Raw genomic sequence first — 24,282 nt, 5'->3', positions numbered from 1 at the left:
CGGCGGGACACAGATAGGGAAACGATAAGTAAACGATCAGCCTTGGTCAAAACTATCGGCGCAAACGTTACATACCCTTAACTCGGGCCGCGCCTGATGTAGCAATCTGACAAAGATGACCCGCTCAGCGGTCATTTCACAGGCTGCCACGTCCAGAACTGGCTCGGAGCGGCCCATGGCGAACTCGTGTACGAGACCCCGCTCACCTTCACGGAGTGAGCCACGACACCCGACGCTTCGACCAGGGGCATGCCGTACAGATCGTCGAAGAGCGCGCGGTCCACGTCCTGCCCGACCTCGATGACGTGCTCCGGATCGGTGCTGCGACGCATCTCCAGGAGAGCCCGAACGGCGTCCACTCCCCCGGCTCCCTCGGTCACGCGCTGGCGGGCCGTCTCGTAGAGCGAACCGCTGACGTCGGCGGAGACGAGCTCCGCGTCGGCCTGGTCGTCGTCGCCGGCGGGGCGGACGTCGATGCCGGCAGCCCCCGCCATGCGCGCGATCTCCGCGAAGAGATGGGCGGCGACCGTGTCGGTCGGCTCGTAGCGGATGCGCACCTGCGGCTCGTCTCCGTCGAGCAGGGAGGTCGCCCGGTCGACGTCGGGTCCGTCGCCGGGCGAGCCGTTGTCGGCGATGAGGTCGCGGTACGCCGACCCCGACGCGGCCGAAGAGATGAACGAGCGCAGCGGCGCAGCATCCGGATTGACTCCCCCGACCGATTCCTCCACGAGCTGCTTCCTGTCGAGGGAGAGCATCAGCGCCTCGCGAGTCGTGTCGTCCATGCGCTCGGCCTCGTCGACGAAGATGAGGCTGAGGGTGCGCGGGCGTGCCCCGGTCAGCACCTCGGCCCCCGCCGACTCGAGGCGCCCGATCGTCGCCTCCGAGACGTTCCCGAGGTTGGCCACGTCGACCTCGCCCGCCTGCACCGCGTCGAGCTGCGACTGCTCATCGGGGAAGAAGCGCACCGTGAGGCGATCGAGAGCCGGATAGTTGGCGCCCTCGTAGACGGGGTTGCGGACGAGCTCGAGCCGGTCGCTCTGCAGCGACTCCACCATGTACGGACCGTTCGAGACCGCGCCCGACAGATCGGGCGCGGCGGGGTCGACGTCGAACCCGGTCGACCACGCGCGTCCGGCCGCGAGAAGAGTCGCGTTCGGCTCCGCGGGTGCCTCGGGGTCGCCCTTCGGCGCCTCGCGGATGACACGCAGGATATCGCCGGCGGAGACGCCCGCCTTCTGTGCGACGACATGGAGCGGGCGATCGAGCAGCCACTGGCGGTTCCAGTCGGCGAAGGGGTCGTCGTAGGTGACGGTCATGATGCGCTTGCGCGTGTCGATCTCGGCGCGCTCTGTGTCGCTGTTGAGCGATTCGGTCTTCGCCGTGTCGAAGTAGCGCGTGCCGCTGACGACGTTGCCCTGCTCGTCGTAGGCGGCGTCGTCGAACCATCCGGTGTTGACCGCCCAGCCGAACAGCAGGTCCTCCATGGTGACGAGGGTGCCGTCCGACCACTTGCGCCCCTCGTGGAGCGAATAGACCACGGTCAGCGGGTCGTCGGAGATCTTCTCGACCTCGCCGAACCCTGTGTTGCCGGTGACCTGGAGGTCGTCTCCGATGTAGGCGAACGACTCGTGGAGATACTGCGAGACGGCGAGGTTCGCGTGGGTCGCACCCTGCGACGTCTCGGGGTTGAAGCTGGTGAACTGGCCGACGACGCCGACCGTCGCCGTGGTGGGCGGTGGGGTCGGCTCCGGTTCGGTCGGAGGCGCCGCGGCGGTGCAGCCGCTCAGCAGCGCCACCACGGCGACGGCGGCGACCGCTGCCCGCACGATGTTCTTCGGCTTTCGTCCCGAACCCATATAGCTTGTCGACCTCCTGCGTGAAAAACCTTGAGAATCGTCGCACATCGCGCTGTGGCACCCTGGGAGGATGCCCACGGATGCCCCGCCCTCGGGACCCACCCCGATCACCCCGGCGGCGCGGACGCGCTGGATCTGGGAGGTCTCGCTCGTCCTGGCGATCAGCGTCGGGCAGTCGGCGCTGTACTCGGTGCTCTCGCTGATCCGTGCGTCGCTGCGGACGACTCCGATCGGGCAGCAGCAGACGCAGCTGAACCCGGCGCAGGACGCCGAGGCGCTCTGGGACGCGTTCTACCGCCTGCTCTCCGTCGGCTTCGCCCTGGCGACGGTCGCGCTGGTCATCTACCTGCTGTGGGAGCCCGGCACGAACGCGCTGCGGCGCATCGGGCTCGACTTCACGCGCTTCGGCGGCGACCTCGGCCGTGGCGTCGCGCTGGCGGCCATCATCGGCATCCCGGGCCTCGGGCTCTACGCCCTGGCGCGCGTGACGGGCTTCAACGTCGCCGTGGTGGCGTCGCCGATCGACTCCGCCTGGTGGGCGGTGCCCCTGCTCGTCCTCTCGGCGATGCGCGCCGGCCTCACCGAAGAGGTCATCTTCATCGCGTACCTCTTCGACCGGCTGCGTCGCATCGGCTGGTCGTGGTGGACGATCATCCTCTCCACCGCCGCGCTCCGCGGCGCGTATCACGCGTACCAGGGCCTCGGAGCGGTGCTCGGCAACTTCGTGATGGGCATCGTCTTCGGCTGGTGCTACAAGCGCTGGGGCCGCGTGATGCCCCTCGTCATCGCCCACACCCTGCTCGACGTCGTCGCCTTCGTGGGGTACCCCCTCGCGGCGTCCCTCTGGCCCGGCGTCTTCGCCCCCGCATCCTGACCCCGATACTTCATCCCGTATACGAAACAGCAACCCTCGCGCGCAGTCTCGTATAGGGCTCGAAGTCTCGAGGTGCGTAGCGGGCGGGGCGCCCTCGCCTGCACAGGGCGCAAACGGGCGGCGGGGATCCACAGGATTCGGAGATCGCCGACAACGACGGGCAGAGCGCGGGAGCCTTCCCTCATGAACGAGCACGACATCGCCCGGAGTCCCATCGCCCTCATCCCCATCGCAGAACTCCGGGACGCGTCTCGGGGCGTGCGATCGGGAGAACTCACGCGCGTGTTCCGTGGCGTTTACGCCCTCAGCGACGAATGGACCGCCCTCGCTCCGTGGGATCGTTACGCGGCCCGCGTGCACGCGGCCGCACTCCGGCATCCCGACAGCGTGTTCTGCCTCGAATCGGCCAGCGTGCTCCACGGCTTGCCGGTGTTCGGTGATCCCGGCACCGTCCATGTCTTAAGCGATGACTCGTCGACCTCGCGCGTGTCGGGAGGCGTGCTGGTCCACACCACGTCGGAACACCGATCGATAGACACCGCAGGTGGGATGCTGCGCACCACCGTCCGCGACACCGTGATCGACCTCGCCCGATCGCGTCACAACGCCGTGGCTCTCGCCGTCGGCGACGCGGCGCTGCGGCAGGAGACCGGGATCGCGACGGCCTCCCTCGTCGGAGAGAACGAATCGCGCGCCTCGTCGCGCGGTCGGCGCCGCGCGCGGTGGGTCTTGGACCGCGTGTCGCCATCGGCGGAGTCGCCGCTCGAATCCGTCGATAGAGCCGTGCTCGAATGGCTGGGTTTTCCTCGACCCGAACTCCAGGTGCGGCTCGGGGACGAAGCATTCGCGGGGGATCGTGTCGATAAGTGGTGGCCCGAGATGCGGATAGCCGGCGAGGGCGACGGCGACCTCAAGTACGACGGTCGATACGGCGAGCACAACACCGTCATGCGCGAGCGCCATGCCCGCGACGCCCGGCTCTTCGAACGCGGTGCTCGAGCGGTCGTGCACTGGGGGTGGGCGGAGGCGATTGCCGCCACACCCCTGCGCGCCATGCTGCTCTCGGCCGGTCTGTCGCTGATCGGCCCCGAAGACTCGGCCCAGCTGTTCTCTCTCCGGCGCGCTCTCCGATCCTCGCCCCGGCCGCGAGACTTCACCCCCGCAACGAGACTGCAGCGCTACGCCGCTGTCTCGTCGCCAGGTTGAAGTCTCGCGGTCAGGAACCCGCACGCGGGTCAGGCGAAGGCCTCGGACGGCGGGCAGGCGCAGACCAGGTTGCGGTCGCCGTAGGCCTGGTCGATACGGCGCACGGGCGGCCAGTACTTCGTGCGGATGAGCGAGCGCACCGGGTACACCGCCCGTTCGCGGGAGTACGGATGCTGCCACGGGCCCGAGATCGTCGACTCGGCCGTGTGCGGGGCGTTCACGAGCGGGTTGTCGGCGGCGGGCCACTCCCCCTCGGCCACGGCGACGGCCTCGGCCTTGATCGCGATCATCGCCTCGACGAAGCGCTCGAGCTCCGCGAGGTCCTCCGACTCGGTCGGCTCGATCATGAGCGTGCCGGCGACGGGGAACGACATCGTCGGGGCATGGAACCCGTAGTCGATGAGGCGCTTGGCGACGTCGTCGACGGTGATCCCGGTCTCCTCGCGGAGGGGGCGCAGATCGAGGATGCACTCGTGCGCGACCAAGCCGTCGGCGCCGGTGTACAGCACCGGGTAGTGCGCGCGGAGCCGCGCGGCGAGGTAGTTCGCCGACAGCACGGCGGCGCCGGTCGCCTCCCGCAGCCCTGCGGCCCCCATCATGCGCACGTACGCCCACGAGATCGGGAGGATCCCGGCGGAGCCGTGCGCCGCCGCCGACACCGGCCCGCCCTCGACGCCGTACGACGCGCGGCGCTGGGAGAACGGGTGCGACGGGAGGTAGGGCGCCAGATGGGCCTTCGCCGCCACGGGGCCGACGCCGGGCCCGCCGCCGCCGTGCGGGATGGCGAACGTCTTGTGCAGGTTCAGGTGCGACACGTCGCCGCCCAGGTCGCCGAACCGCGCATATCCGAGCAGGGCGTTGAGGTTCGCCCCGTCGACGTACACCTGACCCCCGGCGTCGTGCACCGCCTGCGTGATCTCCAGCACGTCGTGCTCGTACACCCCGTGGGTCGAGGGGTAGGTGATCATCAGCACCGCGAGCTCGGCGGCGTGCAGCTCGATCTTCGCCCGCAGGTCGTCGAGATCGACGTTGCCGGCCTCGTCGCACGCGACGACGACCACCCGCATGCCCGCCAGCACCGCCGACGCGGCGTTCGTGCCGTGCGCCGACGATGGGATGAGGCACACCGTGCGGGCCTCGTCGCCGTTCGCGCGGTGGAAGCCGCGGATGGCCAGCAGCCCGGCGAGCTCGCCCTGCGACCCGGCGTTGGGTTGCAGCGACACCGCGTCGTAGCCGGTCATCTCGGCCAGCCACGTCTCGAGCTGCTCGATCATCGTGAGGTAGCCGTGCACGTCGGCCTCGGGCGCGAAGGGGTGCACGCGCGAGAACTCTGGCCACGACACCGCAGCCATCTCGGTCGCCGCGTTGAGCTTCATCGTGCACGACCCGAGCGGGATCATGCCGCGGTCGAGCGCGTAGTCGCGGTCGGCGAGCTGCTTCAGGTAGCGCATCATCGCGGTCTCGCTGCGGTGGCTGGAGAACACGGCGTGCGTCAGGAGCTCGTCGATCCGCCGCATCCCGTGGCTCACTCCGCGCAACGGCACAGCGTCGTCGAGGGGAAGCTGCTCGGAACGCGGCAACCCGAAGGCCTCCGCCACGGCCGCGAGATCCCGCGCCGTGGTGGTCTCGTCGATCGAGATCCCGACCGTCGCGTCGTCGACCCACAGCAGCTGGTATCCGAGCGCGCGAGCGCGGTCGATCACGCGCCCGGCAGGACCGGGGGTGGTCACGCGGATCGTGTCGAAGAACGACTCGGATGCTGTCGACAGCCCGAACGCGCGCAGCTCGGCCGAGAGCGCATCGGCCTTGCGGGCGACGTCCGTCGCGATCGCCCGGAGTCCGTCGGCACCGTGATAGACGGCGTACATCGCGGCCATCACGGCCAGCAGCACCTGCGCGGTGCAGATGTTCGACGTCGCCTTCTCGCGGCGGATGTGCTGCTCGCGGGTCTGCAGCGACAGGCGGTAGGCGGGGTTTCCCGCAGCATCCTGCGACACGCCCACGAGGCGCCCGGGCAACTGACGCTCCAGACCGCCGCGCACGGCCATGTAGCCCGCGTGCGGGCCACCGAACCCGAGCGGCACGCCGAAGCGCTGAGTGGTGCCCACGGCGACGTCGGCTCCGAGCGAGCCCGGCGAGCGCAGCAGCGTCAGCGCCAGGAGGTCGGCCGCCACGACGGCGAGCCCGCCGCGTTCCTGCACCGCACCGATGGCCGGGGTCGGATCCCAGACCCGGCCGGACGCCCCCGGGTACTGGACGAAAACCCCGAAGGCGTCGGGAACGGCGCGGTCGGCCTGACCGCTCGCCGCCTCCCAGACCCGGAAGTCGACCACGACGATCTCCACACCGACGGCCGCGGCGCGGTGCTCGAGCACGGCCTTCGTCTGGGGAAGCGCGTCGGCGTCGACGAGGAAGACGTCGCTCTTCGAGGTCGACGCACGACGGGCCAGCAGCATCCCCTCGACGGCGGCGGTGGCCTCGTCGAGCATCGAGGCGTTCGCCGTGGCGAGGCCGGTGAGGTCGCTCACCATCGTCTGGAAGGTGATCAGTGCCTCGAGCCTGCCCTGCGAGATCTCGGGCTGGTACGGGGTGTACGCGGTGTACCAGGAGGGGTTCTCCAGCACGTTCCGTGCGATCACCGACGGGGTGACGGTGTCGTAGTAGCCGAGGCCGATCATCGGGCGCGCGGGGCGGTTGTCGCCCGCCAGCTCCCTCAGCTCGGCGAGGGTCTCGGCCTCGCTCCCGGCCTCGGGGATCGAGGTGGTCTCGCGAGGACGCACGTGGATCGACGCCGGGACGGCCGCCCGCACGAGGGCGTCGACCGAGTCGTAGCCGAGCGTGTCGAGCATGCGGCGCTGGGCGGCAGCATCCGTTCCGATGTGGCGGTCGACGAAGGGCGTGGTCACGCCGCGCTCCCGGTGAGGGCGACGTACGCGGCGCGGTCGAGCAGATCGGCCGACGCCGAGGAGTCGACGCGGATCTTCAGCAGCCATCCGCCGCCGAACGGGTCGCTGTTGACGAGCGAGGGGTCGTCGACGACGGCCTCGTTGATCTCGACGACCTCGCCCGAGAGCGGCGCATAAATCTCGCCGACCGACTTCGTCGACTCGATCTCGCCGCAGACCTCGGCGGCGGCGACGACAGAGCCGACGGCGGGGAGGTCGACGAAGACCACGTCGCCGAGCTTGTCGGCGGCGAAGTCGGTGATGCCGACGGTGGCGACGGCGTCGTCCGACGCGATCCACTCGTGCTCGGCGGTGTAGGACAGGGCGTCGAGATCGGTCATTTCTTCCTCCGGTAGAACGGCAGAGCGGTCACGGTTGCGGGGATGCGCGTGCCGCGCACGTCGATGGCGAGTTCGGTTCCGAGAGAGCTCGACTCCGGCGAGACGAAGGCGAGGGCGATCGGATGCTGCAGGGTCGGGCTCAGCGCACCGCTGGTGATCTCGCCGACCCGGGTGTCTCCGTCGTAGACGGCGTAGCCCGCGCGCCCCGCGCGCTTGCCGTCGGAGACGAGACCGACGAGAACCGGCCGGTCTCCGACTCCAGTGGCATCAGCGGCGAGCGCGCCCTTCCCGACGAAGTCGTCTTTGTCGAGCGCCACCGCGTGGGCGAGCCCCGCCTGGGCAGGCACGACGTCGCGCGCGAGTTCGTGACCGTACAACGGCATTCCCGCCTCCAGACGCAGCGTGTCGCGCGCCGCGAGGCCGGCGGGCACGAGGCCGAACGGTCGGCCCGCGGCGAGCAGGGCGTCCCACAGGGCGACGGCCACTCGGTTCGGCACGAGGAGTTCGAAGCCGTCCTCCCCGGTGTACCCGGTGCGTGCGACGAGGAGGGAGGCACCGGCGAAGGTGCCGCCGGTCCAGGCGTAGTACCCCACATCGGCGAGCGCGGTGCCGGTGATGTCGACGCCGGCCGTGGCCTCGACGATCGCGCGCGCCCGCGGCCCCTGCACCGCGAGGAGCGCGGTCTGATCGCTCACGTCTTCGACACGGGGCAGCTCCCCTCCGAATATGCCGGCGAAGTTCCCCTCGACGGGTCCGTCACGGAAGGCGCGCACGCGGGCCCAGGCGGCGAGCGCCGCATCCAGCGCCGCGGCGACGGCCGCACGGTTTCCGGCGTTGGCGACTACGAGGAAGTACTCCCCGCCCGTGCGGTAGACGATGACATCGTCGACGATGCCGCCGTCGTCGGCGAGCACGAGCGAGTACTTCGCCTTGCCGACGCCCATTGCACAGACGCGACCGGCGAGGGCGTAGTCGAGGAAGTCGGCGGCGCGGCCGTCGTGCACCCAGAATTCGGCCATGTGCGAGATGTCGAAGAGTCCGGCGGCCTCGCGGACGGCTCGATGCTCGGCGAGGTCGGAGGCGTAGCGCACCGGCATGAGCCACCCGCCGAAATCGGTGAACGCCGCGCCGAGCGACTCATGGCGCTGATGAAGCGGGCTGGAGCGGGGTTCTGACATCGAGTTCTCCCGGCGGTCGGGTGCCACCTCGCGATGGCGGGAACTCCCCCTCTGTCATGGGCCTGAGAGTTTCAGCTCGGCATCGAAGAGCGGATGCTGCGCCTTTCACCGTCGGCGGATGTCGAGCACCGCTCGGCATCGCTTTCCAGAGTGGCCCGATCGGCGCGGTACGCGTACCTGAGAGATTGGCGGGGAGGCTTGCTCCTTCGGTGCCCGGCAGGATTGTGCCGAGGCTCTCCCGCAACGATCATGGGGCCGTATGGACTTGTCGCGCTCAGCATAGCGGGAGCTGCTCGCCGTGGCGGGAGCTGCTCGCCGCGCCGCCTCAGGCGGTGCAGGCCCCGGAGGCGACCGGGGCGCCGAACTCGCCCAGGCGCGCGATCACGGGGTCGAGTTCGACCGGGGTCATGGCGTATCCGACGTCGTCGTCGCTGTCGGACCGCGCGAAGACGACCCCGGCCACCTCGCCCGACGGGGTGAGGAGCGGCCCTCCGGAGTTGCCGGGACGCACGATGGCCGACAGCGCGTAGATGTCGCGGGGTGCCGAACCCGAGTCGTAGATGTCGGGGACGCTCGGCGCGCCGACCGAGACGACCTGCGCGTTGCCCGAGGTGAACGGACCGCCGTGAGGGTAGCCCTGCACCACGGCGGCCGATCCGACCGGGAGGGTGTCGGCGATCGCGAGGGGCGTCGCGTCCAGTCCGTCCACCGCGATGACGGCCAGGTCGTCGACGGGGTCGAAGTAGACGATGCGTCCGTCCTGCGCCGGGCGTCCGGGCAGTTCGACCACGGGCTGCTCGACCCCGGCCACCACGTGGGCGTTCGTCACGATGCGATCGGGTGCCACGGCGAAGCCCGTGCCGGTGGCCGTGATGCCGCACGCGTACGCGACACCGGTGATCTTCGCGACCGACTGGGCTGCGGCGGTGAGCGCGGGGTCGTCGAGCGACACCGCGGGGGCGGCCGGCACGAGCGCCGGCTCGAGCAGCTCGCCCAGTCGCGGAAGGCCGTCGCCGAACACCGAGCCGCGCAGCTGGGCGAGGGTGGCCCGCACGGGCGCGGGGGTGACGGTGTCGATGGTGCGCAGAACGGTCGATGACGCGAGCGCACTGGAGATCACGGGGGTTCCGGTGGAGACCAGCGCTCCGCCGAGGAACGAGATCGCGAGCGCGGCGCCGACGAAGCTGGCGAGTCCTCCGAGGATCCGTTCCGGCACGCGGAGCTTGATGCGGTCGACGCCTCGTCGCAGCGAGCGCCCGATGGCGGAGCCGACGGCCGCGCCCAGGAGCAGCAGGCCGATGCCGACCGAGATGACCGTCACGAGACGCCACGACGGGTCGGAGACCCACGACCCGGCCAGCGGCATGAGCCAGTAGGCCACCGCCGCGCCGAGCGCGATGCCCGCGAACAGCCCGACGCTGGCGAGCAGGCCACGGCGCAATCCGACGATCGCCGACACGACGAGCAGCACGATGAGAACGACATCGACGACGAGCACGGGTACCTCCTCCGGACAGCGTAGGGGTGGTGGCTGAGCGGGTCCTGGTTTGTGCTTCGAGTCGCTGTGACTATAAGATCGTCCGCGAGGTAATAGTCATCATGACACAAAGCACACCCCCCGAAGCCGCCCGCGTCGCCGTCTCCACGGTGATCTTCAGCCTGCGGCGCACCGACGACTCCGCGCCGGCCGAGCTGATGCTGCCGCTCGTCCGTCGCACGCGCGATCCGTTCGACGGCCTGTGGGCGCTGCCCGGGGGCTGGCTCGATCCCGCCGAAGAGCTGGAAGACGCCGCATCCCGCACTCTCGCCGAGACCACCGGACTCTCGGCCAGCTACCTCGAGCAGCTCTACGCGTTCGGCGGCGTCGACCGCTCCCCCGCTCGTGTCGTCTCGATCGTCTACTGGGCGCTGCTGCGCGCCGACGAGGTCGACGCCCAGGTCGCCGCGCACGCGGCCCAGGGCGATGCCCCCGAGAACGTCGAGTGGTTCGACGCCGCCTCGCTCCCCCGCCTCGCCTTCGATCACAACGAGATCGTCGAGTACGCGCTCTGGCGACTGCGCTCCAAGGTCGGCTACAGCCGGATCGCACACGGGCTGCTGCCGCCGGAGTTCACCCTGGCGGAGCTGCGCGAGGTGTACGAGTCGATCCTCGGCCGCCGACTCGACCCCGCCAACTTCCGCCGCCAGGTCGAGGGCTCGGGCACCCTCTTCCCCACCGACCGCTTCCGCACCGGGAGCCACCGCCCCGCCCGCCTGTACCGCTACGACCCCGACGTCGAGCTCGCCGAGCGCGGTCCGTTGACCGCACGCCACTGATGGGAGCCCCCATGACCGCGACACCCCTGACCCTCGACCTTCGCCGCGGCGACGGCCCCCCGCTCGACCCGTCGGTCGACCACGAGATCCAGGCGATCGTGGCCGGCGCGTCACTCAACTCCACCTGCACCACTGATCTCGCCGCGGGTCCGTGGAACTTCGACACCCGCCCCGGGTACGGTCCCGGGTCGTCGATGGGCGACGTGATCCCGACGGGTTCGCCGCGTCAGGGCGAGCTGCCGCAGGAGTATCGCGATGCCTCCGACGACGAGCTCGACGCCCGCGTACGAGCCGCAAAGGCGACCCTCGGCGACCGCGCCGTGGTGCTGGGGCACTTCTACCAGCGCGAAGAGGTCGTGCGCCACGCCGACTACGTGGGCGACTCCTTCCAGCTCGCCAACGCGGCCAAGGCCCACCCCGAGGCGGAGGCCATCGTCTTCTGCGGCGTGCACTTCATGGCCGAGACCGCCGATCTCCTCTCCCGGCCAGAGCAGGCGGTCATCCTCCCCAACCTCGCCGCCGGATGCTCGATGGCCGACATGGCCGACATCGACCAGGTCGAGGAGTGCTGGGAGCAGCTCGAAGACGTCTACGGCGACCTCGAGGCGGTCGACGCCGACGGGCGCGTGCCGGTGATCCCCGTCACTTATATGAACTCCTCCGCCGCCATCAAGGGTTTCGTCGGACGCCACGGCGGCATCGTCTGCACGTCGTCGAACGCGCGCACCGTGCTCGAGTGGGCGTTCGCCCGCGGGCGCCGGGTGCTCTTCTTCCCCGACCAGCACCTCGGCCGCAACACGGCCAAGGCGATGGGCGTGCCGCTGGAGCAGATGCCGATGTGGAACCCCCGCCGGCCCCTCGGCGGCAACGACGGCGCGACCCTCCTCGACAGCCGCGTGATCCTGTGGCACGGCTTCTGCTCGGTGCACCGGCGCTTCTCGGTCGAGCAGATCGACAAGGCGCGCGTCGAGCACCCGGGAGTCCGCGTGATCGTGCACCCCGAGTGCCCGATGGACGTGGTGGATGCGGCGGACGAGGCCGGATCCACCGACTACATCCAGAAGGCCATCGCCGCTGCGACCGAGCCGACCACCTTCGCGATCGGCACCGAGGTGAACCTGGTGCAGCGTCTGGCCGCGCAGTACCCGCAGCACGAGATCTTCTGCCTCGACCCCGTCGTCTGCCCGTGCTCGACGATGTACCGCATCCACCCCGGCTACCTCGCCTGGGTGCTCGAGGCGCTCGTCGCGGGGGTGGTGCTCAATCGCATCACCGTTCCCTCATCGGTGTCCGAGCCCGCGACGGTCGCCCTCGAACGCATGCTGGCGGCCAAGCCGTGAGCGATTTTCCGCGCCCCGGCGTGTCCCGCTCGTCGGTGGTGGTGGTCGGATCCGGTATCGCCGGGCTGACCGCGGCGTTGCATGCGCTCGACGCGGGCTGCCACGTCACCGTCGTCACCAAGGGAGCGGTGAGCGAGTCGAACACGCGGTACGCCCAGGGCGGCATCGCCGCGGTCTGGACCCCGACCGACAGCGTCGACGACCACGCGCACGACACGCTCGTCGCCGGCGCGGGCCTGAACGACGAGACCGCGGTGCGCACGCTCGTCACCGAGGGTCCCAGGCGCGTCGAAGAGCTCATCGCCCGCGGCGTGGCCTTCGACCGCGACCCCGACGGCACGGTGAGCGCCGGGCTCGAGGCCGCGCACTCCGCACCCCGCGTGCTGCACGCCGGCGGCGATGCCACGGGCGCGGCCATCGAGGCGGCGCTCGTCGCACGGATGCGTGAGAGCGCGGCGACGCTCGTGGAGCACGCGCTGGTCACCGACCTCGTCCTCGATCGCGGTCGTGTCGTCGGTGTCGAGGTCTTCCACGGCGGCGAGCGCCGCGGGATCGACGCCGACGCGGTCGTGATCGCCACCGGCGGCGCCGGGCAGCTGTACGCCCACACGACGAACCCGACGGTGGCGACCGGTGACGGGATCGCCCTGGCCCTCCGCGCCGGTGCAGCGGTCGCCGACCTCGAGTTCGTGCAGTTCCACCCGACCGTCCTGCCGGCGCGCGCGGGTCTCGCCGGCGACGCCGCCGCGCCGTTCCTCATCTCCGAGGCCGTGCGCGGCGAGGGCGCGGTGCTGCGCGACGCGACGGGGCGCCGGTTCTCCTTCGACGCGCACCCCGACGGCGAGCTGGCCCCGCGCGACGTGGTGGCGCGCGCGATCGACCGCGCGATGGCGGCCCAGGGCGGCGCGCCCGTCGTGCTCGACGCCACCGCTCTCGGGGCGGAGTTCCTCGCCCGACGCTTCCCGACCATCGACCGCACCGTGCGCGAGCGCGGCTACGACTGGTCGCGTGAACCCATCCCCGTCACTCCCGCCGCGCACTACCTCATGGGCGGCGTCGTCACCGACCTCGACGGCCGCACGACCGTGCCCGGCCTGTACGCGGCGGGTGAGGCGGCGCGCACCGGAGTGCACGGCGCCAACCGACTCGCGTCGAACTCGCTCCTGGAGGGCGCGGTGTTCGGCGCGCGGGTGGGCGATGCGGTCGGCGCCGACGCGGCATCCGGTCACTGGCCCGTCGCCGCGGCGTTCCCCTCGCCTCTCCTTGAGCCGCCCATGACCGCTCGCGCCGAACCGTTCTCGCGCGCCGCGTTGCAACGGCTGATGTGGGCGGATGCTGCGCTCACCCGCACCGCCGAGGGTCTCGGGCGCGCCGCATCCGTGCTCGCCGCCTGGTCGGCCGAACCGCGCGCGCCCCGCACCGTCGCCGATCACGAAGACGCGCACCTGCTGCTCGTCGCCGCGCACGTCGTCGACGCCGCCCGCCGTCGCCCCCTGTCGGTCGGAGCCCACCACCGCGCCGACGGCGCGACCCCGGGCACACGGCGCCCCGCCGCAGCGTCGCACGCTCCCCTGCGCCGTGTTCTCGAAGGGACCAACGCATGATGAACCGCGCCCAGATCGACAGCGTGGTCGCCGCCGCCCTCGACGAGGACGCCCCCTGGGGCGATCTCACCAGCGAGAGCCTCATTCCCGAGACGGCCACGGCACGGGCCGACCTCGTCGCGCGGGAGAGCGGGGTCTTCAGCGGCGGGGAGGTCTTCGCCGCCGCGTTCCGCCTGACCGACGACCGCATCGCCGTCGAGCTGCTCGCCGGCGACGGCGCCGCCTTCGCGCCGGGCGACGTGCTCGCCCGGGTGACGGGGCCCGCGCGCGGCGTGCTGACCGCCGAGCGCATCGGGCTCAACTTCACCCAGCGGATGTCGGGGATCGCAACCCTCACCGCCGCGTACGTCGCCGAGGTCGCCCATACCGGCGCGCGCATCGTCGACACCCGCAAGACGACTCCCGGACTCCGCGCGTTCGAACGGCACGCGGTGCGCAGCGGCGGCGGTCACAACCACCGCTTCTCGCTGTCCGACGCGGTCATGGCGAAGGACAACCATCTCGCCGTCCTCACCGCGACAGGACTCTCGGTCACCGCCGCCCTGCAGGGTGCCATCGCGCGCCTCCCCCACACCGCGCACGTGGAGGTCGAGGTCGACCGGCTCGACCAGATCGACGCGGTGCTCGCCGCGGGGATCGGCACGATCATGCTCGACAACTTCTCGCTCGACGACCTGCGCGCCGGCGTCGAGCGGGTCGCCGGTCGTGTCACGGTCGAGGCATCCGGCGGCGTGAACCTCGAGACGGTGCGAGCGATCGCCGAGACCGGGGTCGACGTCATCTCGGTGGGGGCCCTCACCCACTCCGCGCGCGCGCTCGACCTCGGACTCGACATCGCCATCGACGCGGGCTGAGCCGTGCGGTATCTCGACAACGCCGCGACCACCCCGGTGCGCGCCGAGGTGCTCGAGGCGATGATGCCGTTCCTGACCCGCTGGTTCGGCAACCCGTCGAGCCACCACACCGTGGGCGAGGCCGCAGCATCCGCCCTCGACGACGCGCGGTCGCGGGTCGCGGCCGTTCTCGGCATGCGTCGCGGCGATGTCATCTTCACCTCCGGCGGTACGGAGGCGAACAACCTCGCGCTCAAGGGGATCGCGATCGCGGCGCAGGCGCATCGCGGCGCGAGGCGCGTCGTGACGACGCCGATAGAGCACGAGTCGATCCTGCAGTCGGCCGACTACCTGCGTCGGATCCACCGGTTCGAGGTCGATGTGCTGCCCGTCGACGCGTCCGGCCTCGTCGACGCGGAAGAGCTCGCCGCCGCAATCGCCGATGACACCGCGCTCGTGTCGATCGGGTACGCGAACAACGAGATCGGCACGATCCAGGATGCTGCGGCCCTCGCCGCTGCGGCGCGGGGTCGAGGGGTGCCACTGCACCTCGATGCCGTGCAGGCGGCCGGCTGGCTGCCCCTGCGGGATCTGGGGGCCGATGCCCTGACGATCGCCGGCCACAAGCTCGGCGCACCGAAGGGTACGGGCGTGCTCGCCGTGCGCGGCCGCATCCCGCTCGAACCGCTCATGCACGGGGGCGGCCAGGAGCGCGGCCGCCGGTCGGGCACCGAAGACGTCGCGGGTGCGGTCGGCATCGCCACCGCTCTCGAACTCGCCGAGGCCGAGCGCGAGGAGTCCGCCGCCCGAGTGGGCGCGTTCCGCGACGCGTTCGTCGCCCGGGTGCTCGCGACGGTCCCCCGGGCCGCCCTCACCGGCCACCCCGCGAGGCGCCTTCCCGGCACGGCGAGCTTCGTCTTCCCCGGAACCAGCGGTGAGGCGATCCTGCTGGAGCTCGAGCGGCGCGGGGTCGTCTCCTCCAGCGGGTCGGCGTGCGCGGCCGGGAGCGACGAGCCGTCGCACGTGCTGACCGCGCTCGGCCTCGACGCGGACGTCGCCCGAACCGCGGTGCGGTTCACCTTTCCTCACGACCTGAGCGCTCCTCTCGACGACGTCGCCGCCGCCCTCGCCGCCTCGGTCGCGGTCGTAGGATCGGGCGCGTGAGCGCCATCACGATCGTCGTCCCCGGGTACGACGTGGCCGAGTACGCCGCCGAGGCGCTCGACTCCCTGCGGGCGCAGACCCGCGCCGACTGGACGGCCGTGCTCGTCGACGACGGGTCGACCGACGACACCGGGGCGATCTTCGCCGCGGTCGCCGACGCCGACCCTCGCTTCCGCGTGGTCACCCACGCCCATCAGCGCGGGCTCGGCGCCGCACGCAACGCCGGGCTCGACCTCGTCGAGACGCCCTTCCTCGGCTTCCTCGACGCCGACGACCTGCTGACACCGATAGCGCTCGAGACGCTCCTCGGCACGCTCGAGGGCTCCGGCAGCGACTTCGCCGCGGGCGCGTACGTGCGCCTGCGGCCCGACGACGAAGGGCACTACCGCCCCGGGGTCGTCCAGTCGTGGGTGGCCGCGGCGACCGACCCCGCGCGCGTCGCCACGACGCTCGAGGCACACCCCGCAGCATCCGGCAACATCGTGGCGTGGTCGAAGGTCAGCCGCACCGACTTCTGGCAGCGGACAGGACTGCGCTTCCCAGAGGGGCGCCTGTACGAAGACCAGGTCGTCGCGCAGCTGATGTACACCCGGGCCCGCGCGTTCGACGTCGTCCCCGAGGTCGTCGTGCACTGGCGCCAACGCGCCGACGGCTCGTCGATCACGCAGCGCACGGCCCGCCTCGACGTGCTGACCGACTACCTCGAGGCGCTGCGGGCGGGCATCGGAATCCTGGATGCTGCGGGCCACACCGCCGCCGTCGCCGAGCGCGTGCGTCTCGTGCGGGCGATGGATCTGCCCCCGCTGCGCGAGATCGCCCACAGCCACCCCGACGACGCCTACCGCCAAGCGGTGGAGGCCTTCGAGCGCGGCCTCGCCGCCCTCTCGCGCTGAGTTGCCGCAATCCGGGCCCTCCCGCGCGGAGTGAGCCCGCATCGCGGCAACTCGGCGAATCGGGCTCGCCTCCCCAGGTCGTCGGGCGGGCCGGGTCGTCCACAACGAGGGGCGGATGCGGCGCGGTACGGCGAGTGCGCGGGAGGCTGGCCGCATGCCCGCCGCACCGAGACCGCTGCCGCCGGGGCTCCGCGGCGTCCCCTTCACGGTCGCCGACGCGCGACGGCACGGGGTGTCGCCCGACCGGCTGCGCGCCTCCGATCTCGCCGCTCCCTTCTACGGGGTGCGCACGGGTGTCGGCGAGCCCTCGCTGATCGAACGGTGTCGCGCCAGGGCGACCAGGCTCCCGCACTTCGCCGCCTTCAGCCACGCGACCGCCGCCGGTCTGCACGGCCTCCCCCTGCCGCCGGAGATGACACGCCGGTCCGACCTCCACGTCAGCGTTCCCCGCGGAGCACGCGCGCCACGCGGCGCCGGCACGATCGGCCACCAGGTCTCGTGCCGTCGTGACGACGCCGACCGGCGCCACGGGGTGCTCTGCACGACGCCGGCCCGCACCTTCTGCGATCTCGCCGCCGTCCTGAGCCTCCGAGAGCTGGTCGCCGTCGGCGACGCCCTGCTGCACCGGCGTCTCGCGACGATCGCCGACCTCGCAGCCGCCGCCGCAGCGTGGCCGGGCCGGCGCGGACGACCCCGTCTCGACGCCGCCCTCGAGCTCCTCGACGGTCGCGCGGAGTCGCCGAAGGAGTCGGAGCTGCGGGTCGTCCTCCACGAGGCGGGCGTGCTCATCCCGGAGGTCAATCACGTCGTGCGTGATGACGCGGGGCGGTTCGTGGCCCGGGTCGACCTCGCCTACCCCGAGCGCAAGATCGCCATCGAGTACGAGGGCGACTACCACCGCGACAAGGACCAGTGGCGCAGAGACATCGCGCGCCGCCGTCGCCTCGAGGCCCTGGGCTGGACCGTACTGCAGGTCACCCAGCGGGATCTCCAGGACCCCACCGGGTTCCTGTCCGACCTGTCCGCCGCCCTCTCGCGCTGAGTTGCCGCAACTCGGGGTCACCCTGCCGGGTAAGCCCCCGAGTTGCGGCAACTCGTGCGCTCAGCCGAGCGCCGTCAAGGTCAGCGTGCCGCGGTAGGTGCCGTCGGCGACCTCGGCGGGGAGCTTGAACAGCAGGTCGGCGCCCAGTCGCGCCGAGCCCGCCGCGTGCCCGGAGTCGGCCGAGCCGAGCGTGGCGGAGACGGCGAGTCCGGGGCCGCCGTCGAACGCCGGTGCCACGGCGGCTCCGGCACGGGCGCCCGCGCCCGGTTCGACGATCTTCGGGGTCCACCCGAGGTGCTCCGCGCCGAACGTGCCGGCGGTGCCGGCGAAGTCGCCCACCTGGCCCGACAGCGACCACGATGCTGCCGAGCGACGGGTGTCGGTCACGCGGATCGGATGGATCTCGCCCCGCGCCTCGAAGTACCCGGGCCCCTCCACGGCCTCTCCCAGGTCGACGGTGTCGTTGGATCCGTCGATGCTCCAGACGAACTCGCCCTCCACGATCTGCGGCACCGCGACCTGCACCTGCTGCGAGGCCGTCGACGGCCCGGAGGCGACCGCTTCATCCACCGCTCGGAGAACCGGGCGCCCCCTGTCGGCGTCGAACTCCCACACCTCCGAGAAGTCCCACCCGATCGCCTCGTACGTCGAGGCGGTGGCGAGTTCCTCCGCGGTGCGGTCGGCGCCGTTGCGGTTGCTCGCGGTGCCGCCGGTCACGGCAGCGCCGTTCACCTGAGCTGTCGCGAGCGAGAGGTTGTCGCCGTAGGTGGGCACGCCGTTCTCGCGAGCCACGATGCGGCCCCGCGGAGCGTTCGCCGTGGTGATCGATCCGCTCACGATGACGTTGCCTCGCACCTGCGTGCCCGAGTAGCCGTACCCGGTGAGGATGCCTCCGTTCTGCACGTCGGCGCGCACGTCGGCGCCGACGACGTAGTTCTTCGTCAGCACGCCCGTCGCGGAGTTCCACGCGACCAGGCCGCCGGCCTCCCAGTTCGATACGACCTTCGCGTCGACGGTGTAGCTCGAGCGCACCTCTCCGGTGTTCTCGGCCGCGATCGGCGCCGTCCGCCATCCGCCCGTCACCTCGGCGCCTCGCACGAAGACCTCGTCGATCAGACCCGCGTTGGCCACCGCGACCACGGCGACGCGTGTGGTCTGCACGTACGGTGCGGGAACCGTCGAGACCGGATCGACGAACCCCAGCCGGCGGATCACGCCCGAGTTGTTGACGATGAACGCCTTCGACGCGCCGCCCTCGACCTCGAGCCCGACGATCTTGTGACCGTTGCCGTCGATGGTGCCGAGGAAGGACGGCACCGGGGTCCAGGGCTTGGTCAGGGTGATGTCGGCGGTGAGGGTGAAGGTGGCCATCGGATGCTGCGCGATGAGCGCGAGGTCGGCCTCGTCGTCGATCGTGTAGCCGTTCGTCCCGCCCTCGCCGAGCGGGTTGTCGATCGCCCGGGTCGTGATGCGGGCGAGGAAGCCGCCGCCGTTACGCACCTCTGCGGTGAGCGTCGAGGCGCTGTCGACCTGCGACACCGTGCGGCTCATCGCGGCCGACGCGCTCTTGTCGGCGTAGACGTCGGCGTTGTAGGTCGTGCCCGAGGGCAGGAAGTCGAGCGGGATCGACATCTCGCCGCCGGCGTCCGCCCCCGCCGTCACGGCGATCCAGAACTCCCCGTCCGCCGTTTCGCGAACGACCGCGGTGGTCGCGCCGATCGCGCTCTGCGGCAGCATGCGGCTCTGCTTCCACGTGGTCGGCAGGTTCGCGATGACGTCGCCGACGAGGTCGTGGTACTGCCCGCCGGGAGCGAGATAGTCGGGGCGCTCGGAGAGCTGCAGGTACGGCATCGAGTAGACGACCGTCGAAGCGAGCTGGTGCGCCCAGGTGACGTTGCCACCCGATCCCGACAGCAGGAAGGGCGTGTAGTCGGCGGTGCCGGCGATCAGGCGTGTGAACGGCGCGAGGGTCTGCTGGTTCGCGCTGTAGCCCGACTGGAGGCCCTTGATCGCTTCGCGCCCGAGTTCGTTGGGGTAGGTGCGGTTCAGACCGGTCGGCTCGAGCGGGTTGTGATAGATCACCATGAGCCGGCGTGCCGCGGAGTCGCGGGCGAAGTCGCGGAAGAAGGTGACCTTGGTCTCGGTCTCTTCGTTGGTGTGGTCGACCTTCGTGCCGGCGATGCCCGTTGATCGCACGAGGTCGAGGTAGGCCTCTCGCAGGTCGGGGTTCTGCAGGCTCACCTGCGGGTAGGGGCTCGCCGAGTCGTACGTGACACCGGCGGTGAACGTGCTGTCGACGCCGGCCGCCTTGTCGTAGTCGGTCCACAGCCACACCGAGACCGGGAACGCCTTCGCCTTCCCGCGCTCGACGAGCGCCGCGATGTTCGCGAACCGCTGAGCGGTGGTCGACCCCCACGAGGAGTGCGCGAGGTTGCCCTCGATGAGGATCCCGGGGATCCGGGCGTCGGATGCTGCGTCGAGGAGCGCCTGCATGCCGGCGACGCTCTGATCGTTGGTCGTCAGCGTCGACCAGGCGTTCGTGCCGGGTTCGATCCAGCTCGTGTCGCCGCCCGGGAACACCGAGGTGTCGATCGGCGGGTTCACGGCGGTGACGATGTCGGAGTTGGTGAAATCGGTCAGGTTGTCGGCGATCGTGATGACACGGAACGGCGAGTGCGGACTCTCGGCCTTCACGGCGAACGTGCCCTGCCCGTTGTCGGTCGCCCAGTAGTAGGTCGAGATGACGCCGCCCCGGGTGGTCTTCAACGCGATGGCGGGCCAGTCGAGGATGTTCGCCTCGGTGATGTTGGCGACGTGCCCGTCGGGGGTCTCCACCGTGGGGAGCACCGTGATGTCGCGGTCGCCGGCGGCGTCGAAGCTCGACCGGGCGAAGCTGTTCTGCAGGTCGTCGATGGTACTGGCCGTCACCGCCTGGTAGGTCAGGGTCGACGCCGGGTCGAACGAGAACGCCGTGTCTTCGCGCGAGACGACCGCGCCGACCAGGGAGGGGTCGAGCACGTAGCGGACGGCGACGCCGGTATCGAATGCGCGAACCTCGACCGAGACGAGCGACCCGTCGGCCTTCCGCAACGGGATCACGCTGGTGTTCCGGTGGTCGCGTCCGGTGTCGTTCAGACCCATCAACGGGTACGACTCGTCGGTCGTCGAGGTCGCGGCGGCGCCGAGGGAGACGCCCTGCCCCCAATCGACGCCGTCGACGACCAGGCCGAGGGCGGAGTCGCGGACGATCGTGCTGCCGTCCTGCGTGACGGAGTAGGTGAGGTCTCCCGCGGCGTCGGTGCGCAGGGTGGCCACCGTCTTGCCGTCCGGGCTGGTCACGGCGGAGGACGACGTGAGGTCGGCGACCGTCGGGGTCGGGGTGGGCGTGGCGGTGGGCGTCGAGACGACGGGCGCCGCCTTCTCGGAGACTCCTCCGAGGTGCGGGCGCAGCGTCGCCGCATCCATCCGCCAGGTCGACGCGAAGTCCCAGCCGATGGCCTCGAACGTCGACTGCTGGGTCAGCTCGGCGGAGGTCTTCGACAGGCCCTGCCGGTCGGCGGCGGTGCCCGTGACCGTCACGCCCGCCGTGCCCGTGGTCAGACGGAGCGAATCGAGCGCGAGGTTGTCGGCGTAGGTCGCACCGCGGCTGCCGACGCTCGTGTTGTTCTGACCGTTGATGCGACCGATGTTGTTCGCGGACTGGCCCGAGCCCTGCGTGACCGAGCCGTCGAGGGCGACCGCGCCGCGGATGGTGGCGGTGCTGTAGCTGTAGCCGGCGATCATGCCGATGTTGCGGGTCGCGGTCGAGACCGTGCCGCTGACATAGACGTTCGTGATCTTCTCGACGCCCGCGTTGTCGTTGCGTGCGGTGATCCCGCCCGCCTCCCAGCCCGAGACGACCGACCCGCGGAAGTAGCTGTTCTGGATCGTTCCGCCACCCATGTTGTCGGCGACGAGACCGCCGGTACGCCACCCGCCGTCCACCGAACCGAGCGCGTAGACCTGATCGATGAGTCCGTAGTTGTGCGCGGCGACCGTCGCCTTCTTCGTCGCGGTCGTCTGCGACTCGGCCGCGCTGGTGCCCGTGATCGAGACCTGGCTGAAGCCGATCCGCTCGACCGTTCCGCGCTGCGCGTTGATGAGGGCCGCGGTCTTGTTGACGCCGTTCGATGCCTGGTAGGCCGCAGACGTCGAATAGTCGATCGAGAGTCCGAAGACCGTGTGTCCGGCACCGTCGAGCACGCCGGCGAAGCTGTTGATCATCGGCATCGGTGCGGTGAGAGAGATGTCGGCGCCGAGCTCGTAGTGCGCGGCGGCGGCGCCCGTTCCGGCCGTGTCGGCGTTGACGTTCTGGATGAAGGTCGAGAACTCCGCCGCATCGTCGATGACGTAAGGGGTCTCGGCGGTTCCGGAGCCCTCGAGAGCGGATGCGGCGCCGCCCGAGAGGGTTGCGACGAGAACCCCGGCGACGACCACCGCGACGGTGACACCTCCGCCGAGGAGAAGCGGAAGCCGACGCTTCGGGGCGGCGAGCAGAAGAGGCATGGTTCTCCCTGGCTGGCGGGCGCACGCGAGGCGCGTCCGCGGGGACGGTGGGTTCGGGTACCGTCACCGTCCCGCGGCGCGGAGAACGGGCGATATGCGCGCAGGTGAACGAGACCTCGCGCGCGGACGAACACTCCGCGCACCCGGGTCACCGAGTTGCCGCGAGCGGGGGTCTCCGGCACGCTCCATGCCCCGATTCGCGGCAGGTGAGCCGCCGTCAGCCGACCGTCAGCCCGCCGTCTGCTCCTCCGTCAGCACGCGGGTCGCCGCCAGCTGCTCGGCGGCGAGGCTCGCGTACAGGCCCCCCGCGGCGAGGAGCTGCGAGTGGGTGCCCGACTCCACGATCCGTCCGTCATCGACGACGTGGATCACGTCGGCACCGATCACCGTCGACAGTCGATGGGCGACGGTGAGCGTCGTGCGGCCGCGGGCGACAGCATCCAGAGCCTCCTGCACGATGCGCTCCGACACGGTATCGAGCGCGCTCGTCGCCTCGTCGAGGAGGAGCACCGGCGGATCTTTCAGCAACACGCGAGCGATCGCGATGCGCTGCTTCTCTCCGCCCGACAACCGGTAGCCGCGCTCCCCGACCACCGTGTCGTACCCGTTCTCGAATCCGGCGATCACGTGATGGATGTTCGCCGATCGGCAGGCGGCCTCGAGCTCGTCATCGGTCGCGTCGGGCCGGGCGTAGCGGAGGTTCTCGCGGATCGTGGCGTGGAAGAGGTAGGTCTCCTGCGACACGATCCCGATCTGGTCGATCACCGACTCGGCGCGCAGGTCGCGCACGTCGGCCCCGGCGAACACCACCGCACCCCCGGATGCCTCGTACATGCGCGGTGCGAGGTAGAGGATCGTCGTCTTTCCGGCCCCCGACGGGCCGACGAACGCCACGTGCCGCCCGGGCTCGGCCACGAACGACACCCCGTCGAGGGTGGGACGCGCCGCCTCGGCCGCATCGGGGTAGCGGAACCGCACATCGCGGAACTCGAGGCGCCCGAGCGGCCCCGGGGCCCGCGTCACGTCGATCGCGTCGGTCTTGTCGGTGATCGCGGGAACCAGGTCGAGGTACTCGAAGATGCGGGCGAACAGTGCCGCCGACGTCTGCAGATCGAGGGCCACGCGCATGAGTCCCATCAGCGGCATGAGCAGTCGCGCCTGCACGGTGGTGAAGGCGACGATCGTTCCCGCCGTGACCGTGCCGCCGTCGCCACCGGTGACGAGGAACCCCGCCACGAGGTAGATGACGGCCGGCACGCTCGCCATGAGCACCTGCACGACGGCGAAGAAGCCCTGCCCGCTCATGGCGCGGCGCACCTGCAGGCGCACCTGGTTGGTGTTCTCGTGGGCGAACCGCCCCGACTCGGCGCGCTGGCGGTTGAACGACTTCGACAACAGGATGCCCGAGACGCTGAGCGTCTCCTGCGTGATGGAGGTGAGCTCCGACAGCGACTCCTGGGTCTCGCCCGCGATGCGCGCCCGCACCTGGCCGACCCGCCGCTGCACCAGCACGAGGATCGGCATCATCACCACGGCGATGAGGGTCAGCCGCCAGTCGATGAGCACCATCGCCACGAGTGAGGCGACGACCGTGACGGTATTGCCCAGGATGCTGGTGACCGTGTTCGTCAATACGCCGGAGACTCCCCCGACGTCGTTCTGCAGGCGCGACTGGATCACGCCGGTCTTGGTGCGGGTGAAGAAGCCGAGCTCCATGGCTTGGAGGTGGTCGAACAGCCGCAGGCGGAGGTCTCCCGTCACCGCGTTGCCCACGGTGGCGGTGAGCCAGGTCTGACCCACGCCGAGCACCGCCGAGAGGAGGAAGAACGCGATCATCAGCACGACGAGCCGCACGAGCACCGGGATGTCGGGTGGGCCGCCGGCGACGGGGAACAGACCGTCGTCGAAGATGCGCTGCACCAGCAGGGGCGGCACGACCGCGACCGCGGCGCCGAGGACGACCAGGAGCGCCGTGATCGCGATGCGCCAGCGGTAGGGGCGGAAGAGCGCGACCACCCGTCTGCCGAGATTCGCCACCCGTGGGGCGTCGGCGTTGCGCTTTCGCTGCGCCTCGATGTCGACGCCGCGGAATCCGACGCCGCCTGCCATGCTCATGCCGGTCAGCCTACGTCCGCCCGCCGACAC

16 protein-coding genes and 1 riboswitch are annotated in these 24,282 nt (G+C 71.1%); of the genes, 9 read left to right on the top strand and 7 right to left on the bottom strand.

What is annotated here, in order from left to right:
* Positions 1–131 precede the first annotated feature (131 nt).
* The gene (locus DEU34_RS05225; RefSeq protein WP_183042367.1) at positions 132–1,856 is read right to left on the bottom strand and encodes an ABC transporter substrate-binding protein; all 1,725 of its coding nucleotides are present in this window, start codon (positions 1,854–1,856) and stop codon (positions 132–134) included.
* A 70-nt stretch (positions 1,857–1,926) separates the two neighbouring features.
* Between DEU34_RS05225 and DEU34_RS05220 the strand changes: the two genes are divergently transcribed.
* Positions 1,927–2,730: a CPBP family intramembrane glutamic endopeptidase gene (locus tag DEU34_RS05220; protein ID WP_121149109.1), complete on the top strand. Its 804-nt coding sequence runs from the start codon at positions 1,927–1,929 to the stop codon at positions 2,728–2,730.
* Positions 2,731–2,913: 183 nt separating this feature from the next.
* Positions 2,914–3,936 carry a hypothetical protein gene (locus DEU34_RS05215; RefSeq protein ID WP_121149108.1) on the top strand — a complete coding sequence of 341 codons (1,023 nt, stop codon included), beginning with the start codon at positions 2,914–2,916 and terminating at the stop codon, positions 3,934–3,936.
* Between the two features lie 29 nt (positions 3,937–3,965).
* Here the strand turns inward: DEU34_RS05215 and gcvP are convergent, their stop codons facing one another.
* The 4 genes from gcvP to DEU34_RS05195 all read right to left on the bottom strand — a co-directional run bounded on the left by gcvP (position 3,966) and on the right by DEU34_RS05195 (position 9,898).
* Entirely contained in the window at positions 3,966–6,785 is a 2,820-nt protein-coding gene (gcvP, locus tag DEU34_RS05210) for an aminomethyl-transferring glycine dehydrogenase (RefSeq protein ID WP_396652112.1), read from the bottom strand.
* A gap of 53 nt (positions 6,786–6,838) precedes the next feature.
* Positions 6,839–7,222, bottom strand: a complete 384-nt coding sequence (gene gcvH / locus DEU34_RS05205) for a glycine cleavage system protein GcvH (protein WP_121149107.1) — start codon at positions 7,220–7,222, stop codon at positions 6,839–6,841.
* Complete coding sequence (locus DEU34_RS05200; protein ID WP_121149738.1) at positions 7,219–8,400, bottom strand: glycine cleavage system aminomethyltransferase GcvT; 1,182 nt, start codon at positions 8,398–8,400, stop codon at positions 7,219–7,221. Before DEU34_RS05200 ends, gcvH begins: the two co-directional genes overlap by 4 nt.
* 155 nt (positions 8,401–8,555) lie before the next feature.
* Positions 8,556–8,651: riboswitch (glycine riboswitch) on the bottom strand.
* A 74-nt stretch (positions 8,652–8,725) separates the two neighbouring features.
* Positions 8,726–9,898, bottom strand: coding sequence for a MarP family serine protease (locus DEU34_RS05195; RefSeq protein WP_121149106.1), 1,173 nt, complete (start codon positions 9,896–9,898; stop codon positions 8,726–8,728).
* 101 nt (positions 9,899–9,999) lie between these two features.
* On the opposite strand from DEU34_RS05195, the gene DEU34_RS05190 reads away from it, so the two are divergent.
* The 7 genes from DEU34_RS05190 (at position 10,000) to DEU34_RS05160 (ending at position 17,592) form a co-directional block, all read left to right on the top strand.
* Positions 10,000–10,716: an NrtR DNA-binding winged helix domain-containing protein gene (locus DEU34_RS05190; protein ID WP_121149105.1), complete on the top strand. Its 717-nt coding sequence runs from the start codon at positions 10,000–10,002 to the stop codon at positions 10,714–10,716.
* An 11-nt stretch (positions 10,717–10,727) separates the two neighbouring features.
* Positions 10,728–12,056, top strand: coding sequence for a quinolinate synthase NadA (gene nadA, locus DEU34_RS05185; protein WP_121149736.1), 1,329 nt, complete (start codon positions 10,728–10,730; stop codon positions 12,054–12,056).
* Positions 12,053–13,660: an L-aspartate oxidase gene (gene nadB, locus DEU34_RS05180; protein ID WP_259460032.1), complete on the top strand. Its 1,608-nt coding sequence runs from the start codon at positions 12,053–12,055 to the stop codon at positions 13,658–13,660. The genes nadA and nadB overlap by 4 nt, the downstream gene beginning before the upstream one ends.
* Entirely contained in the window at positions 13,657–14,514 is an 858-nt protein-coding gene (nadC, locus tag DEU34_RS05175) for a carboxylating nicotinate-nucleotide diphosphorylase (protein WP_121149104.1), read from the top strand. Before nadB ends, nadC begins: the two co-directional genes overlap by 4 nt.
* A gap of 3 nt (positions 14,515–14,517) precedes the next feature.
* Positions 14,518–15,657 carry a cysteine desulfurase family protein gene (locus DEU34_RS05170; protein ID WP_121149103.1) on the top strand — a complete coding sequence of 380 codons (1,140 nt, stop codon included), beginning with the start codon at positions 14,518–14,520 and terminating at the stop codon, positions 15,655–15,657.
* Positions 15,654–16,550 (top strand): glycosyltransferase family 2 protein, encoded by an 897-nt coding sequence (locus DEU34_RS05165; RefSeq protein WP_121149102.1) that lies wholly within the window; start codon positions 15,654–15,656, stop codon positions 16,548–16,550. Before DEU34_RS05170 ends, DEU34_RS05165 begins: the two co-directional genes overlap by 4 nt.
* 154 nt (positions 16,551–16,704) lie before the next feature.
* On the top strand, positions 16,705–17,592 hold the full coding sequence (locus tag DEU34_RS05160) for a DUF559 domain-containing protein (protein WP_121149101.1): 888 nt from the start codon (positions 16,705–16,707) through the stop codon (positions 17,590–17,592).
* 60 nt (positions 17,593–17,652) lie between these two features.
* On the opposite strand, the gene DEU34_RS05155 is transcribed toward DEU34_RS05160, so the two are convergent.
* Together DEU34_RS05155 and DEU34_RS05150 are read right to left on the bottom strand one after the other, a co-directional pair.
* A complete protein-coding gene (locus tag DEU34_RS05155; RefSeq protein WP_121149100.1) occupies positions 17,653–22,137 on the bottom strand; it encodes a glycoside hydrolase family 97 protein in 4,485 nt (1,494 codons plus the stop codon).
* Between the two features lie 228 nt (positions 22,138–22,365).
* Positions 22,366–24,246, bottom strand: coding sequence for an ABC transporter ATP-binding protein (locus tag DEU34_RS05150; protein WP_396652111.1), 1,881 nt, complete (start codon positions 24,244–24,246; stop codon positions 22,366–22,368).
* Between the last annotated feature and the right edge of the window lie 36 nt (positions 24,247–24,282).

It is taken from the genome of Microbacterium sp. AG1240 (assembly GCF_003635115.1).
Lineage (GTDB): Bacteria > Actinomycetota > Actinomycetes > Actinomycetales > Microbacteriaceae > Microbacterium.
The sequence above is the reverse complement of the archived record's forward strand: the minus strand, read 5'-3'. Positions and strand labels throughout refer to the sequence as shown.

Excerpts from the sequence above, each read along its gene's own strand:
- DEU34_RS05225 (WP_183042367.1), bottom strand. The coding sequence starts at position 1,856 with ATGGGTTCGGGACGAAAGCCGAAGAACATCGTGCGGGCAGCGGTCGCC.
- DEU34_RS05220 (WP_121149109.1), top strand. The coding sequence starts at position 1,927 with ATGCCCACGGATGCCCCGCCCTCGGGACCCACCCCGATCACCCCGGCG.
- DEU34_RS05215 (WP_121149108.1), top strand. The coding sequence starts at position 2,914 with ATGAACGAGCACGACATCGCCCGGAGTCCCATCGCCCTCATCCCCATC.
- gcvP (WP_396652112.1), bottom strand. The coding sequence starts at position 6,785 with ATGCTCGACACGCTCGGCTACGACTCGGTCGACGCCCTCGTGCGGGCG.
- gcvH (WP_121149107.1), bottom strand. The coding sequence starts at position 7,222 with ATGACCGATCTCGACGCCCTGTCCTACACCGCCGAGCACGAGTGGATC.
- DEU34_RS05200 (WP_121149738.1), bottom strand. The coding sequence starts at position 8,400 with ATGTCAGAACCCCGCTCCAGCCCGCTTCATCAGCGCCATGAGTCGCTC.
- DEU34_RS05190 (WP_121149105.1), top strand. The coding sequence starts at position 10,000 with ATGACACAAAGCACACCCCCCGAAGCCGCCCGCGTCGCCGTCTCCACG.
- nadA (WP_121149736.1), top strand. The coding sequence starts at position 10,728 with ATGACCGCGACACCCCTGACCCTCGACCTTCGCCGCGGCGACGGCCCC.
- nadC (WP_121149104.1), top strand. The coding sequence starts at position 13,657 with ATGATGAACCGCGCCCAGATCGACAGCGTGGTCGCCGCCGCCCTCGAC.
- DEU34_RS05160 (WP_121149101.1), top strand. The coding sequence starts at position 16,705 with ATGCCCGCCGCACCGAGACCGCTGCCGCCGGGGCTCCGCGGCGTCCCC.
- DEU34_RS05155 (WP_121149100.1), bottom strand. The coding sequence starts at position 22,137 with ATGCCTCTTCTGCTCGCCGCCCCGAAGCGTCGGCTTCCGCTTCTCCTC.
- DEU34_RS05150 (WP_396652111.1), bottom strand. The coding sequence starts at position 24,246 with ATGGCAGGCGGCGTCGGATTCCGCGGCGTCGACATCGAGGCGCAGCGA.